Raw genomic sequence first — 16,988 nt, 5'->3', positions numbered from 1 at the left:
GAAGCCTTAAAGGCTTCTTTTATGATTCCAGCAAACGCTGGGCAATATATTCGCCCTTTTTGCAGCCGCCTGGGCATGCATATAAAGCGGAACCGATTGTTTGCGTGTATTCGTTTAACGCATCCTTTGCCGAAAGGGCCTTCAGCATAGGGATGAACTGATTGTCGGGATTTTTTTGAAAGCTGATAAACAGGAGGCCCGCATCCATATAGCCGGTTTTCGGATCAAGTCCTTCTGTGTAAGAGAAAGCTCTACGCAATATTTGTTTTCCCGTAGATTTGGAAAGGCTGACGTGTGAATTTGACGGGATTTGATTCAGCTTCACAGGGTCTGTTTCTTTTTTCTGGCCGAAAGGCGCCCCCGAGCTTTTTCTGCGCCCAAAGGTATCCTCTTGATCCTTAAGGGAAGAACGGTCCCATATCTCAAGGAACATTTTGATTTTCCGAAAGGCCATATAGGTGCCGCCCGTCATCCAGTCAGGCTCACCGGACTGAATCCACACGATCGAGTTCATCAAAGTATCATCCTTCGTGCTCTGGTTGCCTGTTCCATCTTTAAACCCGAAGAGGTTTCGCGGCGTTTCGCCATTTTTTCCTCCGCTTAAAAAGCCTTTGTTCACAAAGCGGACCTCACAGGTGCCGATCGCTTGGTTCAGCAGATTTCTCAGCGCGTGAAACGCCACTTGTTCATCGTCTGCGCATACTTGAATGCAGATATCTCCGCCGCCCTGTTTTTCATCCAAGTTGTCATTCGGCATAGCTGGAAGAGCGGCAAGGTGCTTGGGTTTTTTGTTTTTCAGCCCGAAGCGGTCCTTTCCGTCTTTTTCAAAAAAGCCAGGCCCGAATCCGAAAGTGATCGTTAAATTGGAAGGGGATAAATCAGCAGATTCACCTGTATCCTGCGGCGGCAAATATTGATTTTTCTGCTCAGCCGACATTTTCTTTCCTGACGTCAGCATCTGTGTCAGACTTGTCCAGTTTCTGAATAATGTAACGATGTCGCTCTTCTCTTTTGCCGTTACATCCAGCGCGGCAAAATAGACATACGTCTGATGGGCAGTTGTGATTCCGGCCTGATGCTTTCCGTAAAACGGGACGGCCTGCTCCTCCTCTTGCTCATCCTTTTTTGATGGTTTAGCAGCAGTCTGAACAAGCGGGGCAAGACCGCCGAGTCCGCTGGCACCGATCGCAACGGCCGCACCTGCCATCGCTCCCCATTTTAAAATGTCCCGTCTATGAATTTGTTCTGGCTTTTTTTGTTCATCGCTCATGATGTTACAAAACTCCTTTTATAGCACATTCGCAATCTTCGACATGGTTTCAGAAAGAGTCGTCAGCTTTGTGCTCAGCTCTCTGATTTGATCTTCACTTAATTTATCATAAGACATATAAGACTGATCATTTGATTTGTATTTTGCCATTAAAACTTCAAATTCGCTGAACTCCGTATCCAGTTTTTCCGTCAGATCAGAGTGATCTTTAACAAGCGCGCTTTTTACTGTTTGATAAACAGCTTCAGAGCCTTCCACATTCGCCATGAGGTCGACTAAATCAATTCGTGAGTAGCGCTCCTCTTCTCCCGTGATTTTCGAAATGCCGGCTTCGTTCAGAAGCTCCATCGCGCCTGCTACAATTTGTTCAGGTGTTAATGTCAGTGATTCAATTGAACCGTCAAGCTCCTTTACATCCTTGAGAAGCTGGTCAGCTATTGCCTTTTCCCCGGAAATATCATTATCCTTCCAGATGGCTTTCTCAAGCTTATGGAAACCTGTCCATTTGCCCCCTTCTTCTACATCATTTTCACGGGCGTCAATTTTCGGATCGAGATCACCGAGGCTTTCAGCGATCGGTTCGATTCGCTCGTAATAAACACGCGCTTTCGCGTATAACGTTTTAGATTTTTTGATATCGCCTGATTTCACAGCGCTTGTAAATGCTTCAGTCGCTTTTACCAGCTGATCGCTCTGTTCTTTGACATAGTCTTTATATTCGTCCGCTGCCTTTGCCAGCTGTTCGCTTGCCTTTTTGCTGCTCTTCTTCGCTTCTGTCAGGTCTTCTAAGGATGCTTTCAATGACTCGGATTCTGTCTTGATTTTGTCAGTATCTGGTTTGTCCTTTTGCGCTTCTGTATAGATGGGCTGAAGGTGCTTTTCGATTTCTGTATACTCGAACGGATAATCGCTGCGAATATCATTTTCAAAGGAAAGCCAGTAGCTGTTTAACTCTTTCCCCTTTTTTTCGATCTCTTGTTGGTCTCCTTTTTCAGCTGAATCATTCAGCTTGGAAATAATGGTTCCCATTTTATCTACGGATGCGGCGATCTCTTTAGTAACCCCGCTTTTTTCAGATGAATCTTTTTCTTTGGTTGAGGATGTGTCATTGGCTCCGCAGCCTGCTAGCGCAAGGATGCAGCCTGCTGATACAGCGATTTTTGTGAAATTCATTTTGTCAGTTCCTTTCCGTTTGTAATATGTTTTGCCGCTTCTGAGATAAGCGCAATCAGTAAAAAGAGTAAAATCAGCAATTGCGGAATGGTGCTGTACACGGACGGATAAACACCAAGCACCGATATAGACGGCAGCCAGCTCTCCGCATCAGACGGAAGAATGCCCGCCAGCTGCAGGCTATGAACGCCTGTTCCGAGAAATTTCACACACATATACAGGACGACCGCCATGGACAGCAGGAAAAACGGCTTTAATGGAATACGCATTCCGAGCTTGATCATCAGAACACCGACGATGACGAGAACGACAAGCCCCGCGGCAGTTCCGCCGATCAGCTCAGTGAGCGGGAGCTTCCCGACAAGGCCGATGAAAAAGATGACCGTTTCGAGCCCCTCTCTTACAACTGCCAGAAATGCAATAAGCGCAAAGGAAAGCAGGCTTCGTTTTTTAAGCGCCTGTGACTTCTGGATATTGATTTTTTCTCTCCATTTATCCATTGAGGCGTTTCTGTGCAGCCACACCCCGACATATAAAAGCATGACAGCGGACAGTACGCCGGTGACGCCGCCAAGCAAGAAGTTGTTTTCTCCGAATACGCTGGAGGAGAACAGAAGCGTGACACCGATGCCGGCTGTCAAGGAAATAACCATGCCGGCTGACGCTCCGCCCCAGATCCATGCCGAGGAACGCGTGACACGGGCTTTCTTTGTCATGGTCAAAAGCGCACCGATGACTAGCAGCGCCTCCATCCCTTCACGAATCGGGATCAGCGCCGCATCCCACCAGCTGTAGTCGCTTGAAGCGATCGGCTCGAGCAATTGAATCATGTCGTCAATTTGCTTGGATACCTTTTCGGGATGGCTGCCGATCTCAGCCTTCATCAGCGCCAGGTTTTCCTCTGATGTCGTATAGGCTTCTTTCGATTGGGAAACGACGTCTCCCTCAACAGCGAGCCAGGATGTAATTAAATTGTCGATTGCGGATGACGCTTCATCCAATCGTTTTTGCTCTATTAACGTTTTTGTGTCTTTTAAATTTTGAATATAGGCTGTTAAGGACGCCCTTGATTGACCCGAGGATGTCTTTTTCAGCACGACAGCCTGCTGATAGGTTTCTAGATGAGAAGAAAGTTCTTCAAGCTGCGTTTTGAGTTTATCTGCATCTTGATTAATGAAGGAAAGAGAAATCATCGCGATATTCGAGTCCATTTTGCTGTGGGAAGAAAGGTTTTCCTTTTTAATAGAAGGTTCTTCTTTTTTCCACTTTGCCTTGAATGTTTCAAACGTTTGTTGTGCCGATTCCGTATCTCCGTCTTTTACGGATTGGATGATTTGCTTGTTTAATTGAATCAGCGCAGCGATCGGATCGTCTTCCGCATGTGCCGCAGAACCGAAAACCATCAACAAGCTGAATAAAATAAGTGCCAGCCCCCGAGCCATCATGTCCCTCCTATAATTGAAAATGATTATCAAGTATATATCATAATCATAGCCAGATCCTGTTCTTTGTCAATTAAAATTTGAAGGTCTGAAAACCTTGATACCACGGCAAAAAGGCTGTCCATTACAGAACAGCCTTTCGAAGAAATAAGAACGCTTATCTACTCTTTTTATACGTTTGAATGTCTTCATGAAACTTGCGTGCGGCACCCTCTGGATCCTTCGCCTGACTGATGGCGCTGATCATACTGACACCGTCGGCCCCCGCTTGGATAACAGGTGCGGCATTTTCGATTGTGATGCCGCCGATGCCGACAATTGGAATGCCGATGCCTTGGCGGCGAACGGCTTCGATGAGAGATACACCCTGTACGGCTTTCGTATCCTTTTTCGTTTCTGTCGGGTAGATTGGCCCGAGTCCGATATAATCCGCTCCATCTTCTTCAGCTTGCTTCACCTCAGACATTGTATGGGCGGAAACGCCAAGAATCATATCGCCTATAGCACTTCTTACTTCTCTTGCGCTGGCGTCTTCCTGGCCGATGTGGACACCGTCAGCCTTCAGTTTCAGAGCCAGCTCCACATCATCATTGACAATGAAAGGAACGCCGGCTTCACGGCAGGATTCCTGCACGTTTTTAGCGAATTCAATCCGCGCCTCCCCTGTCAGCGCATCCCCGCCCTTTTCACGAAATTGGTAGAGAGTGGCGCCGCCTTTTAACGCTTTTTGTACGACTGTGACAGGATCGGCTTTCGTATTGTTTGACCCCATAATGAAGTAAACAGACAATAACTTTTTCATCATTTCCCGAGAAATACGTGTCATGAGACAGTCACCCTTTCTATTGTCGCCAGTTCTTGGACGTCTTGTTCAGTAACAGATGAAAGCTTGTTCAGCAATTCAATCTGAAAGCTTCCCGGACCTTTGTCAGCTGTCTCTTGTGCGGCAAGCTGGGCTGCGACCCCATATGAAGAAATGGCAGCGATAGCAGCAAACAATGGATTTTCTTCGACAGCGCAAAACGCACCGACAACGGAAGTCAGCAGACATCCGGCGCCTGTCACTTTCGTCAGCATCTTGTGGCCGTTATGGAGGGTATATACGTTTGACGAGTCGGCTATGACATCGACTTCGCCAGTGATCGCAATGACCGTGTTGAGTTTTTGTGCCGCCTGCTGAGCCAGGCGGATGATGTCGCCTCCGCCTTCTCCCGCATCTACACCTTTGATCAGCCAATCGGTCACGCCGACGGTATGGGCAATTTCCGCCGCGTTTCCTCTAATCGCAGAGAGGCGCACCTCATGAATGATGTCACTCGCTGATTCGGTGCGGAACGGTGTTGCTCCGGCACCGACAGGATCAAGAATGACGGGGACGCCATGTTCATTGGCTGATTTTCCTGCGATGATCATCGCTTCGACTGACTCCTTGCTCAGCGTTCCGATATTTAAAACAAGGGCTCCCGCTATCTTTGCCATGTCGGCGACCTCTTCTTTCGCGTACGCCATCACCGGCGATGCGCCGAGGGCGAGCAGTCCGTTCGCTGTAAAATTCGTAACGACATTGTTGGTTATGCTGTGCACCAGAGGGCTGTGGCGGCGGACAGCAGTAAGACATTTTGCAGCTGATTGTGCATCCATGTTTGCATCATCCTTTACTTTCTTTTTTCGGGTCCCATAAATACGATTTCGTGTGTTCAAGCCAAGCTCTGGCCGCAAAGGACAAGTAGCGGTCTTTTCTCCAAATGATGGCGAGGTGCCAAGGGATGACCGGCTCAACAAGCGGGATGACTTTCACTTTTTCCAGATCAAGCCCGCGGCAGATTCGTTCCGGCAAAAGCCCGATTCCCAGGTTGGCTGACACCATCTCACTGATAAAATCCCATTGTGAGGTTTCATAAATGATATGAGGCCGGAATCCAGCCTTGATACACTCGGTCATAATTCGATTGTGCAAGACAAAATCCTCCCTGAAGAAAATAAAAGGCTCGTTCTTCAACTCACGCAGCCTGCACTCTTTTTCCTCTGCCAGCCGATGGGATGGGTGAACGACAAGCATTAAGGTTTCTTTTACGATTGTAAACGAATGAAAGATGTCTTCGTTTGCAGGAAGAACCACAACGCCGATATCGAGAGAGCCGTCCCCAACACCTTCTTGGACTTTTATAGAACCGTCTTCGACTAACTGAAAGGTGATATTCGGATAGTTTGCACGAAAATCACCGAGCACTCTCGGGAAAAATCCCGACCCGATCATCGGCGGCAGCCCGATCCGCACGTGTCCTTTCTTGACCTCCATAATATCATTTAATTCTGACGTCAGGTTTTGAAACGATTTAATAATTTCCTGCGCCTGCACATACATGCTTTGGCCAGCGTCAGTCAGTTCCACCTGCCTGCCGTTCCGGTAAAATAGTTCGATTCCGAGCTCTTCTTCTAAATTTTTGATCATTTTTGATATTGTCGGCTGCGAAACATAAAGCGATTGGGAAGCCTTCGTAAAGCTTTTTAAACGGGCGACTTCCAAAAAGTATGTTAAATGGCGGATATCCATGTGCTTCACCCTTCCTATAGACAAAAGGAATACTTATTATTCTTAATATATATTTTACCTATAGCGAGACCTTATGTACAATATGAATATAAGGGAGGCATCAATATGAAAAAACTGCTGCTAACCGTTATTCAAATCGCTCTGTTATTTATATTTGCCCGGCTGATTAATTGGGTGACAGCCCTTCTTCATATAAATATTCCCGGCAGTATAATTGGGATTGTGATTATTTTCACATTATTACACTTTAAGATTATCAAGCTTGAATGGATAGAGCTTGGCGCGGCGTGGCTTCTCGGGGAGCTGCTTTTATTTTTTATCCCGTCTGCCGTCGGAGTGATTGAATACGGAGACATTATGTCGAAATTTGGTGTCAGCATTCTGCTTGTTGTCATCATCAGCACGTTTGTCGTGATGGTGTCTACAGGAACGCTTACACAAATCATTGCAAAAAGAAAGGAGAAAAAGCATACGTGTTCATCGGAATTGTAAGTTTGTTTTTAACGGTCTTGGTGTATGTAGGAGCAAAAAAGGTATATCAACGCTTTCCGCGTGTCTATACGTCGCCGCTATTGGTAACGCCCGCTGTGTTAGTCAGTCTGCTGCTGCTGGTGAATGTCCCGTACGAGTCATATAATCTTGGCGGCGAATTGCTGACCGATATGCTTCAGCCGGCCACCGTAGCTTTTGCGATCCCGCTATATAAATATTTCCCTGTTTTGAAGAAATACGCAGTGGAAATTATTTTGAACGTAGCCGTTGGCTCATGCATCGCGATTATTTCAACTGCTCTTATTGCGAAATGGCTTCACCTCGGCACCGGCTTAATTGACAGCCTCGTCCCGAGATCAGTGACAACGCCGATCGCTATGAACGTATCTGAAATGATCGGCGGAATGCCTGCCGTCACAGCCGTGTTTGTGATTTTGACCGCTTTGTTAGGCACAGTGATCGGCCCAATGGTCATCCGCTATTTCCGTATTGATAACGAAATCGCGCGGGGCGTGCTGCTCGGCACAAGCGCACATGGAGCGGGAACGTCAAAAGCATTTGAACTCAGCTCTGTGTCCGGCACGATTTCCAGCGTGTCGATGATCTTAGCTGCGATTATGACGCTTTGCGCGGCGCCGTTTTTACTTTCATTTATGTAAGAAAAAACTGTCCTCTCGAGGGCAGTTTTTTTATGTGCTTCTCCTTATTGAAAAGCTGGCAGATTACAATATAATGTAATTTGTGGATACTAAAGGAGGCACCCCCATGCATAACTTGCAGGTGAGACGGCATTACGCCGCGTTAAAAGGATTTTATTTGTTTGCCTTTCTCGGCACGGGCAGCATGATCCCCTTACTCAGCATGTATTTAACGAAAGAACAGCATTTAAGCGGATCACAGGTCGGCTTGATCATGTCACTCGGCCCGATTGTGATGATTTTCTTTCAGCCGTTTTGGGGCATGCTGAGCGACTATACGCAAAAAACGAAAAGCCTGCTGGCGGTTTGCACAGCAATCACAGGCATCATCGGATTAGGCTATATTGCATTTGACGGCTTTCCTCTTTTTATTTTAGTTGCGGCCTGTTTTGCAGTCTTTCAAAGCACGATTATTCCATTATCGGACAGCATTTCACTAAGGTACACACAAGAAACAAACGGCAACTACGGCGGAATCCGCCTGTTTGGTTCTCTGGGCTTCGGCGTCGCCGTGTTTGTCATGGGACAGGTGACGAATCAGCTGTACCCTATTCACGTGATCTTTATTTTTGGCTGTGCCTTTCTCTGTATTGCCGCCATACTGGCCTCACAAATGCCGGGCCAGCAGAAGACAAAAACAAAGGTCAATATCCGCAAAGGATTCCGGGAGCTTATCAGCAACAAAACGTTCCTCATCTTTATGATCATCACCTTTACGACATTTGCTCCAAACTTAGCGAACAATACGTATTTCAGTCTTTTTCTGGACAAAAGCGGCGCGTCCCTTTCCGCTATCGGCATTTTATTTTTTATCGGCGTGATCTCGGAAATTCCATTTATGCGATTCGCCCAAACATTTATAGATAAAATGGGGCTGCTCAATGTCATTATGCTGTCAGGCGGGGTCTCATTATTCAGGTGGGCGCTCTATTTCACAGCGCCTTCATTATGGATCATTTATGCGACAGTCTTTCTTCAGGGAGTGGCCATCGGTTTATTTATCCCGGCGGCGCTTCAATACGTGAAAAAAATCACCCCAAGCCACGTTGAAGCGACGGCGTTAACCATGTACGCGGCCATCGGCAATGGATTCGGCAACTGGTTCTGTACATTTGCGGGCGGGTACATTTTTGACTACGTGTCCATCTTCGCAGTTTACCTGCTTTTTAGCATTCTGAGCATAGCAGGCTTTGGGCTGACATTCTATTTAATGAGGGCTGAAAAAAACAAAAATACACTTCATCAGCCGGCTGTTACTTTTAAACCATAATGACTATAATGAAAAAAAGAAAGGATGAGCGCGATGAACGGGCAAGAGCGAAGAAGCATTTCGAAAGGTTTACAGGTGGATATTGTATTGAAAGAAGACCAAAAAACAGGAAAACTGACGAGAGGCACAGTGAAGGATATTTTGACGAAATCAAGCTATCACCCGCACGGCATTAAAGTCCGGCTTGAAGATGGCCGCATCGGCCGCGTCCAGCAAATCATTTCTACATAAAAAAAGCTGCTCCTGAACAGGGCAGCTTTTTGCTTTATTTTTTCTGCAGAAAGACCACTTTTAGGTAGTTGCCTTCCGGAAACGCCGAAATCGTTTTGAAATCCTCCGGCAGCGTAAATTCCTCAATGATCGTGTAGCGTTCATTTGTTTCTTTAAAGGCGGCATCGATAAAGCCTTTGAATTTCTTCATGCCAAAGGCGCTGCTGTTTGTGGAAGCAACGATAATGCCCTTGTCAGCTGTGATGGCGATCGTTTCCTTCAGCAGGTTTTTATAATCCTTGGCCGCGCTGAAGGTGCGCTTTTTTGTGCGCGCAAAGGAAGGCGGGTCGAGAATAATCAGATCAAAGCGCAGATCCTTTTTCGCAGCGTACGAAAAATAGTTAAACACGTCCATCACTTTAATGTCGTGTGCCTCGTAATCCAGCTTGTTCACGCTGAATTGCTCGATCGTTTTGGCCAGGCTCCGGTTTGCCACGTCCACGCTTGTTGTTTTCTCCGCTCCGCCAAGCACAGCTGCCACGGAGAATGCCCCCGTATAAGAAAACGTGTTTAAGACGGTTTTTCCTTCTGCATAGCGGTCTCTGATCGCCTTGCGCACATGTCTTTGATCCAAAAAGATGCCTGTCATGGCGCCTTCATTCAGATCTACCGCATATTGAATGCCATTTTCCTGAATAATGATCGGGAATTCGCCTCTTTTCCCCTTCACGAAGTCATCATCTTCGACGTATTGCCCAGCCGTGTCGAAGCGCTTTTTTTCGTAAATCGCTTTATAATCCAGATCAAGCTCATCCAAAGCGGAAATCAGCATATCTTTAAAGGCGTAAATGCCTTTGCTGTACCATTGAATCAACAGATACCCGCCATAATAGTCGATGGTGACGCCGCCGATGCCGTCACCCTCACCATTGAACATACGGAAAGCTGTTGTGTCTTGAGCCGCGAAAAGTTTGGCGCGCGCTTCGATCGCTTTAGTTAATTTGCTGAGAAAAAATGCTTGGTCTATCTGTTCTTGTTTATTGCGGGTAAGCGTCCAGCCGACCCCTTTGTTTTGCAGGCCGAAATAACCCCGCGCGAGAAACTCGCCGCTCTCTGACACGATATCAACGAGGTCTCCTTCTTTCACGTGCCCCGCACTCCCTGCGAGAGCTTCCTTATCGATGAGGGGATAGCCTTTTTTGATTTTTGCAGCATGTGCTTTCTTTAGAGTGAGTAGCTTCATATCTGTTCGTCCTCTTTCTGTTTGCTTTCTCTTATCGTACCACAAAACGCCAAGATGTCTGCATTGACAGAAAGGAAAGGTTTTTCTACGATAGACAAAAAGAGTTACGAGGAGGAGCATCATGGCAAAACGAATTGACCATACAGGCATTATGGTTAGGGATATCAACGCGTCCATCACATTTTATGAAGAGGTTCTCGGCATGAAATTGAAGGATCGCATCACTCACACGAACGGTATAATCGAGCTTGCTTTTCTTGGCTTTGAAGACGGGCCGGAAACAGAAATTGAACTGATTCAAGGCTACAGCAGCGAGCTTCCGACCGAAGGAAAAGTGCACCACATTGCCCTGCTGACGGATGACATCGCGGCTGAATATACAAAAGCGGAAAGAATGAACGCGAAATTCATCGACGAAGAGATCACAACTCTACCAAACGGGTACCGTTACTTCTATATCGAAGGTCCTGACGGTGAGTGGATTGAGTTCTTTCAGCGGTAAAAATAAAGAACGTACATTTTGTGGTGTACGTTCTTTTTTCATCTATACCAACTGATATGTGTGCCCTCATCGCAAATCATGGCTTCCCAGCCCATACGCTGAACCAACTCATTGATGTGTTCATCTTTCGCTAAAAAAACATTAATGAATGAGTCATAAACACTCATCAACACAAAGTCCATTTTCTTATCAATCAACATGAGCTCTGCGGCGGCATCATCAAGAACCGTCCGCAAGTTAGCCTCAGTTATATCCAGAAAGCCGCTGTTTTCTACAATTGGTTCTGAGTAATAAAACTGATTGGACCCGTTCGAACAAAACACTTTTATCAAACTGGGTATATGAAAATTTGAAATATGGTCCTCACTGGGATAAAAGAGGCCTTCATTTATATTTGCATGTAAAACTTCAGCCAAATCCTCTCTCCCGTACTCATCCCTTAAGGCGCCTATTGACGTCATTAAAGCCAGCGCTAGCTCGGCATGTGTTTGAAAGCCGCAAGAGGACATGACCTTCTTCCATGAAACTGCTTTGCCTTTTTCCCTTATTTCCTCATCATTTGGATAGATAGGTTCGTAATTATTTTTTCTCTTTGCTTTCTCCCATCCTTCAGGCATTTGAATAAAAGGAGAAAATAAAATAGCTGCTGATATGTATTCTACTGGTATTTGTTTTAAGATTGGTGATTCGTCATCAAACCATATGTATTCTAGCATTACGCACCCCCTTTACATATTCTAACATTCGCTTTTAATTGAAAGAAGCTAACCATCCCTATGACAGGCTGATTAGCTTTAACAACACACTTTATCTCAAGATTCAATCCCACTCTCTTCCCGCCATTTTTGATGGTCCCATATTCTGAAAAACGGATAGTAGATCGCACAGGTGATCACAAGATTCACCAGCTGCATAATGGCTCCGGATACTTTTCCGCCTGTCGCCAGGTAGCCTGATATGAGAGGAGGCATCGTCCATGGCACGGCGATTCCCGCCGGCCTTGCCACCAGTCCTGTGCTCATGCCAATATAAGTCGTAGTAATCGTGAGGAGCGGCGCGATGATGAATGGAACGATGAGGAGCGGATTCATGACAATCGGCATGCCGAAAATGATCGGCTCGTTGATATTAAATAGCGCAGGACCAATCCCTAGTCGGCCAAGCTGCTTCATTTGTTTGCTCCGGGAGCGTACCAGCATCGTCAGGACAAGCGCCAGCGTCGCTCCGCTCCCGCCTACATTGATCCAAATTTGAAAAAACTGGGTCGTAAAAATACTCGGCAGCGCCTCGCCTGCCTGGAGCGCGAGACGGTTGGCATCCATCGCGCCATACCAAATCGGCGCCATAATTCCGCCAATGATGGAAGCCCCGTGAATCCCGCACGACCAAAGCAGCATCTGCACAAATTCAGCAACCAAGCTCCCGCCGAGACTGCCGCCAAGGATGGAAAGCGGCGTGCCAAGCAAGTCTCCAACGACATTGTGCAGGCTCTGAAAAGGCGTCATTTCAATCAGAAGACGCGCCAGCCACACGAGAAACACAATGATAAAACCGGGAATCAGCGCGACAAATGATTTGCTTACCGCCGGCGGCACGCCGTCTGGCATTTTGAAGACGATATTTTTTTGAATAATGTACCGATAGATTTCAGTCGAAAACAAAGCGATCAGCATGGCGACAAATAAACCCTTGCTGCCAAGCAGTGTAATCGGGATTCCGCCCCCAACCAAGATGGATTCCGTTGAGCCATCCGGCGTAAACGGTACCTCAAACGGCGTTGCCAACAGAAATGCGGCAATTGATATCGCGCCGGCCGACAGAGCATCAACACTATAGCTTTCCGCCAGCCGATAGGCGATTCCAAATGCGGCGATCATCGCCATAATATCAAATGAAGCATTAACAGGATAACCGAGTTTATCGGCCCACTGATCTCCAAACACACTCGCCATGAAATCAGCATAACCGGGAATCGGCAGGCTCGTTAATATCAAAAAGACAGATCCGATAATAATCAGCGGCATGGTCAGGATAATGCCGTCACGCAAAGCGCTGAGATGCCGCTGCCCGGCAATTTTCCCAGCGACAGGCATGATTTTTTCTTCCATCACCCGAGTGAATGCGCTCATCTGAAAAGCCCCCTTTTTTCATTGCTTTGTGAACAACCTTCGCAATGTTTTCTTTATCTTATTTTGAAAACGCTTACAAATTCATTTGGGAAATTTCCTCTTCCTGCGGAAAAAACCTGCGTTCTGCTCTACAGTCCTGTCAATGAAAAAAATTTTCCTCCTAACTATTAAACTCTCTTTTTTCTCCGATATATATATCAAACATCATAGAAAGAAGGAGATGAATCATGAAAAACGTGTCGTGCAAGCTTGTCATATCAGTCACTCTGTTTTTCAGTTTTCTCGCCATAGGCCCTTTCGCGCATGCGCAAAACAGCAGCGGGAAAGAAGTTATTGTGGTTTATAAAAATAAGGCCGGCAAGGAAACCGTCCTTGACAGCGATGCAGAGGTTGAACAGCAGTATAAGCATCTTCCCGCGGTAGCCGTCACAGCAGATCAGGAGACAGTGAAAGAATTAAAACAGGATCCTGATATTTTGTATGTCGAAAACAATGTCTCGTTCACCGCAGCAGGCAGCACAGATTTCAAAGTGCTGATAGACAACACTGAGGATACTGAAAATTTTGAACAATGGAACCTTAAACCCATTCAAGTGAAACAGGCTTGGAAAGCAGGACTAACTGGCAAAGGTGTCAAAATCGCAGTCATTGACAGCGGGATCTCTCCCCACGAAGACCTGTCGATTGCCGGCGGGTTTTCAGCTGCCAGTTACACCTCTTCTTACAAAGATGATAACGGCCACGGAACACATGTCGCTGGGATTATCGGAGCCAAGCATAACGGCTACGGAATTAACGGCATCGCACCGGAAGCTCAAATATACGCGGTTAAAGCGCTTGATCAGAACGGTTCGGGGGATCTTCAAAGCCTTCTCCAAGGAATCGACTGGTCGATCACACACGGGATGGACATCGTCAATATGAGCCTTGGCACGACCTCGGACAGCCAAATCCTTCATGACGCCGTGGACAAAGCATATGAACAAGGCATTCTGCTCGTTGCCGCCAGCGGTAACGACGGGAACGGCAAACCAGTGAACTATCCGGCGGCATACAGCAGTGTCGTTGCCGTTTCAGCGACAAACGAAAAGAATCAGCTTGCCGGATTCTCAACCACTGGAGATGAAGTTGAATTTTCAGCGCCGGGAACCAACATCACGAGCACTTACTTACATCAATACTATGCGACAGGAAGCGGAACTTCCCAAGCGACACCGCACGCCGCTGCCATGTTTGCTTTGTTACTGCAGCGTAATCCTGCTGAGACAAACGGGCAGCTTCGCGCAGAAATGAAAAAAAATATCATTGATCTTGGAACCACAGGCCGCGATCAGCAATTTGGCTATGGGATGATCCAGTATAAAGCGCAGAAAGCAGATTCTGCATACGCTGCGGCAGAGCAAGCGGTGAAAAAAGCGGAACAAACAAAAACACAAACAGATATCAACAAAGCGAGAGGACTCGTCAGCCAGCTGCCGAATTCTGAAGCCAAAACGGCCCTGCAAAAAAGACTGGATAAAGTACAGTCATTCAGAAATGTAAAAGATGCGAAAGACAAAGTCGTAAAAGCTCAAAAATATAAAACTCAGCAAACCGTTGATACAGCACAAGCTGCCATTAACAAGCTGCCGAACGGAACAGACAAAAAGAACCTGCAAAAACGCTTAGACCAAGTAAAACGCTATATCGCATCAAAGCAGGCGAAAGAGAAAGTGGCGAAAGCGGAAAAAAGCAAAAAGAAAACAGATGTTAACAGCGCACAATCAGCAGTGAGCAAGCTGCCGGCAGGTTCAGAAAAAACGTCCCTGCAGAAGCGCCTTGCCAAAGTAAAAAGCACCAATTTGAAAACGGCGAAGCAATCCGTATCTGCAGCAGAAAAGAAATCAACTCATGCCAATGCGGCAAAAGCACAATCAGCCGTCAATCAGCTTCAATCAGGCAAGGACAAAACGTCATTGCAAAAACGGTTAGACAAAGTGAAGAAAAAAGCGGCCGCAGCCGAAGTGAAAAAAGTTGAAACTGCCAAAGCAAAAGTGAAGAAAGCGGAAAAAGACAAAACAAAAAAATCAAAGACATCCGCACAGTCTGCAGTGAATCAATTAAAAACATCCAGCGAAAAAACAAAGCTGCAAAAACGTCTAAATGCCGTCAGGCCGAAAAAATAACCAAAAAGCCTTTAAGACCTTGTATTCTAGGTTTTAAAGGCTTTTTTCTATTCTAAGAACCCGAATACAACCTTTTTCCCAGTCACCGCACAGGCTTTTCCTACTATTGCTATCCAGCCATGAACAGCATAAAATGAACGTTATTACAGTTATCACCACATATGGAGGGATTGTGACTGGCAGGCAGGCAAGACCCAATGATGCAAAGGGAGTATTAGTGCCTAAAAAAGCAGGGCGTTTTAACTCTTCTTTTCGTGTTGGGCTTATAACGGCGCCATGGACAACCCCTATTCTCATGCCCCGTCACCGACGCGGGCATTTTTTGTTGTCCCTGCTCATTTTGTCATTTTCAGCCGGTATTTCTCACTTTTTTCATTTTGATTGTCAACTTTTCATTTGATACGATGAACAAGCCGACTTTTCTTCAGCAAAGGAGGTTTTGATTGCTTGCAAAGAGAGATTGCAAAAGAATTATTGCTCCTCACAGGAGGAAAAAGCAATATTATCAGCATCAGCCATTGTACGACCCGTCTTCGTTTTGAGGTAAAAGACGAGACGAAAATCGATATACATGCCATTGAACATCTGCAAGGTGTGCAGGGCACCTTTTTCCGATATGGGTTATTCCAGATTATCTTCGGAGCAGGCGTCGTCAACAAAATATATAAAGAAGTCGTTCACGTGTGGGAGGCCGCGCCTTCTGAGGAGCCTGTTCATCAGAAAAAGGCAAGCCGGAAGCTGACCCCTGTCGCAGCATTCGCGAAAACGTTGTCCGATATTTTTGTGCCGATTATCCCGGCAATCACAGCAAGCGGCCTGCTCATGGGGCTGATTGGCATGATTAAGGTGTTTCACTGGATTGCAGCCGGCAGCCCTTGGATCAAAATGCTCGACCTCGTGTCCAGCACAGCCTTTATTTTGCTGCCGATTTTGGTTGGCTTCAGTGCCGCACGGCAATTTGGCAGCAATCCCTATTTAGGGGCAGTGTTAGCAGGGCTCTTGACGCATCCCGATCTTCTGGACCCGTCTATGCTCGGCAGCAAAACCCCTGCTTCCTTAGACATATGGGGGCTTCATATTCCAATGATGGGCTATCAAGGCTCCATTATACCGATTCTTCTTTCCGTTTATGTCATGAGCAAAATTGAGAAGCTACTAAAATGGATTGTGCCGAAGTCGCTTGATGTCATCATCATTCCTTTTATTACAGTCATGGTGACAGGATGCCTCGCACTGATTGTCATGAATCCCGCCGCATCCATCATCGGCCAGATCATGACACAGTCGATTGTCTATATTTATGATCACGCCGGCATTGCCGCAGGTGCCCTATTCGGCGGCATCTACTCCACTGTCGTTCTATCTGGCTTGCATCATAGCTTTTATGCGATTGAAGCAACGCTGCTTGCTGACCCGCATGTCGGTGTGAACTTTTTAGTGCCGATATGGTCGATGGCGAATGTGGCCCAAGGCGGAGCGGGACTTGCGGTCTTTTTCAAAACGAAACAATCAAGCCTGAAAAAAATTGCGCTCCCCGCTGCCCTCACCGCGTTTTTAGGCATTGTGGAGCCCATTGTGTTCGGGGTAAATGTCAAATTGATCCGTCCCTTTATCGGAGCTGCCATCGGCGGCGCTATTGGCGGAGCATACGTGGTTGCGGTACACGTCGTGTCGAATTCCTACGGGCTGACAGGCATTCCGATGATTTCAATCGTGCTGCCGTTCGGCGCCGCCAATTTTGTTCATTATATGATCGGTTTTTTGATCGCGGCCGTCTCTGCTTTTCTAGCTACATTGTTTCTCGGGTTTAAAGAAGAGACAGAATAACTGGATTTATTCG

At 46.6% G+C, this 16,988-nt stretch carries 16 protein-coding genes; 7 read left to right on the top strand and 9 right to left on the bottom strand.

Annotated features, from left to right (window positions below; genetic code table 11):
* Window positions 1-19 precede the first annotated feature (19 nt).
* The 6 genes from efeB to cidR all read right to left on the bottom strand — a co-directional run bounded on the left by efeB (window position 20) and on the right by cidR (window position 6,439).
* Window positions 20-1,270 (bottom strand): iron uptake transporter deferrochelatase/peroxidase subunit, encoded by a 1,251-nt coding sequence (gene efeB / locus V6D41_RS17230; protein ID WP_333519049.1) that lies wholly within the window; start codon window positions 1,268-1,270, stop codon window positions 20-22.
* Between the two features lie 18 nt (window positions 1,271-1,288).
* Window positions 1,289-2,443, bottom strand: coding sequence for an iron uptake system lipoprotein EfeM (gene efeM / locus V6D41_RS17225; RefSeq protein ID WP_333519048.1), 1,155 nt, complete (start codon window positions 2,441-2,443; stop codon window positions 1,289-1,291).
* Window positions 2,440-3,885 (bottom strand): FTR1 family protein, encoded by a 1,446-nt coding sequence (locus V6D41_RS17220; RefSeq protein ID WP_333519047.1) that lies wholly within the window; start codon window positions 3,883-3,885, stop codon window positions 2,440-2,442. Before V6D41_RS17220 ends, efeM begins: the two co-directional genes overlap by 4 nt.
* 157 nt (window positions 3,886-4,042) lie before the next feature.
* Entirely contained in the window at window positions 4,043-4,711 is a 669-nt protein-coding gene (thiE, locus tag V6D41_RS17215) for a thiamine phosphate synthase (RefSeq protein WP_333519046.1), read from the bottom strand.
* Window positions 4,708-5,526 (bottom strand): hydroxyethylthiazole kinase, encoded by an 819-nt coding sequence (gene thiM / locus V6D41_RS17210; RefSeq protein WP_333519045.1) that lies wholly within the window; start codon window positions 5,524-5,526, stop codon window positions 4,708-4,710. The genes thiE and thiM overlap by 4 nt, the downstream gene beginning before the upstream one ends.
* A 7-nt stretch (window positions 5,527-5,533) precedes the next feature.
* On the bottom strand, window positions 5,534-6,439 hold the full coding sequence (cidR, locus tag V6D41_RS17205) for a cidABC operon transcriptional activator CidR (protein ID WP_087993205.1): 906 nt from the start codon (window positions 6,437-6,439) through the stop codon (window positions 5,534-5,536).
* A 105-nt stretch (window positions 6,440-6,544) separates the two neighbouring features.
* Here cidR and V6D41_RS17200 point away from each other — a divergent pair, with 105 nt between their 5' ends.
* From V6D41_RS17200 to V6D41_RS17185, 4 genes are all read left to right on the top strand, one after another.
* Window positions 6,545-6,931: a CidA/LrgA family holin-like protein gene (locus V6D41_RS17200; protein ID WP_087993206.1), complete on the top strand. Its 387-nt coding sequence runs from the start codon at window positions 6,545-6,547 to the stop codon at window positions 6,929-6,931.
* Window positions 6,913-7,590, top strand: coding sequence for a CidB/LrgB family autolysis modulator (locus V6D41_RS17195; protein ID WP_333519044.1), 678 nt, complete (start codon window positions 6,913-6,915; stop codon window positions 7,588-7,590). Before V6D41_RS17200 ends, V6D41_RS17195 begins: the two co-directional genes overlap by 19 nt.
* A gap of 106 nt (window positions 7,591-7,696) precedes the next feature.
* Entirely contained in the window at window positions 7,697-8,899 is a 1,203-nt protein-coding gene (locus tag V6D41_RS17190) for an MFS transporter (RefSeq protein ID WP_333519043.1), read from the top strand.
* Window positions 8,900-8,932: 33 nt separating this feature from the next.
* Complete coding sequence (locus V6D41_RS17185; protein ID WP_202327873.1) at window positions 8,933-9,130, top strand: YwbE family protein; 198 nt, start codon at window positions 8,933-8,935, stop codon at window positions 9,128-9,130.
* Between the two features lie 34 nt (window positions 9,131-9,164).
* Here V6D41_RS17185 and V6D41_RS17180 read toward each other — a convergent pair whose 3' ends face one another.
* Entirely contained in the window at window positions 9,165-10,352 is a 1,188-nt protein-coding gene (locus V6D41_RS17180; RefSeq protein ID WP_333519042.1) for a class I SAM-dependent rRNA methyltransferase, read from the bottom strand.
* 121 nt (window positions 10,353-10,473) lie between these two features.
* Between V6D41_RS17180 and glxA the strand changes: the two genes are divergently transcribed.
* Window positions 10,474-10,854, top strand: a complete 381-nt coding sequence (glxA, locus tag V6D41_RS17175) for a glyoxalase GlxA (protein ID WP_333519041.1) — start codon at window positions 10,474-10,476, stop codon at window positions 10,852-10,854.
* Between the two features lie 38 nt (window positions 10,855-10,892).
* On the opposite strand, the gene V6D41_RS17170 is transcribed toward glxA, so the two are convergent.
* Together V6D41_RS17170 and celB are read right to left on the bottom strand one after the other, a co-directional pair.
* The gene (locus V6D41_RS17170) at window positions 10,893-11,570 is read right to left on the bottom strand and encodes a DUF2711 family protein (RefSeq protein WP_333519040.1); all 678 of its coding nucleotides are present in this window, start codon (window positions 11,568-11,570) and stop codon (window positions 10,893-10,895) included.
* Window positions 11,571-11,666: 96 nt separating this feature from the next.
* On the bottom strand, window positions 11,667-12,983 hold the full coding sequence (gene celB / locus V6D41_RS17165; protein WP_333519039.1) for a PTS cellobiose transporter subunit IIC: 1,317 nt from the start codon (window positions 12,981-12,983) through the stop codon (window positions 11,667-11,669).
* Window positions 12,984-13,210: 227 nt separating this feature from the next.
* Between celB and V6D41_RS17160 the strand changes: the two genes are divergently transcribed.
* Window positions 13,211-15,148, top strand: a complete 1,938-nt coding sequence (locus V6D41_RS17160; RefSeq protein ID WP_333519038.1) for a S8 family peptidase — start codon at window positions 13,211-13,213, stop codon at window positions 15,146-15,148.
* A 447-nt stretch (window positions 15,149-15,595) separates the two neighbouring features.
* On the top strand, window positions 15,596-16,975 hold the full coding sequence (gene sacX / locus V6D41_RS17155) for a SacY negative regulator SacX (RefSeq protein WP_333519037.1): 1,380 nt from the start codon (window positions 15,596-15,598) through the stop codon (window positions 16,973-16,975).
* Window positions 16,976-16,988: the final 13 nt, after the last annotated feature.

Origin of the sequence: Bacillus sp. 0102A, assembly GCF_036765155.1 — a bacterium.
Classification (GTDB): Bacteria; Bacillota; Bacilli; order Bacillales; family Bacillaceae; genus Bacillus; species Bacillus subtilis_G.
The sequence above is the reverse complement of the archived record's forward strand: the minus strand, read 5'-3'. Positions and strand labels throughout refer to the sequence as shown.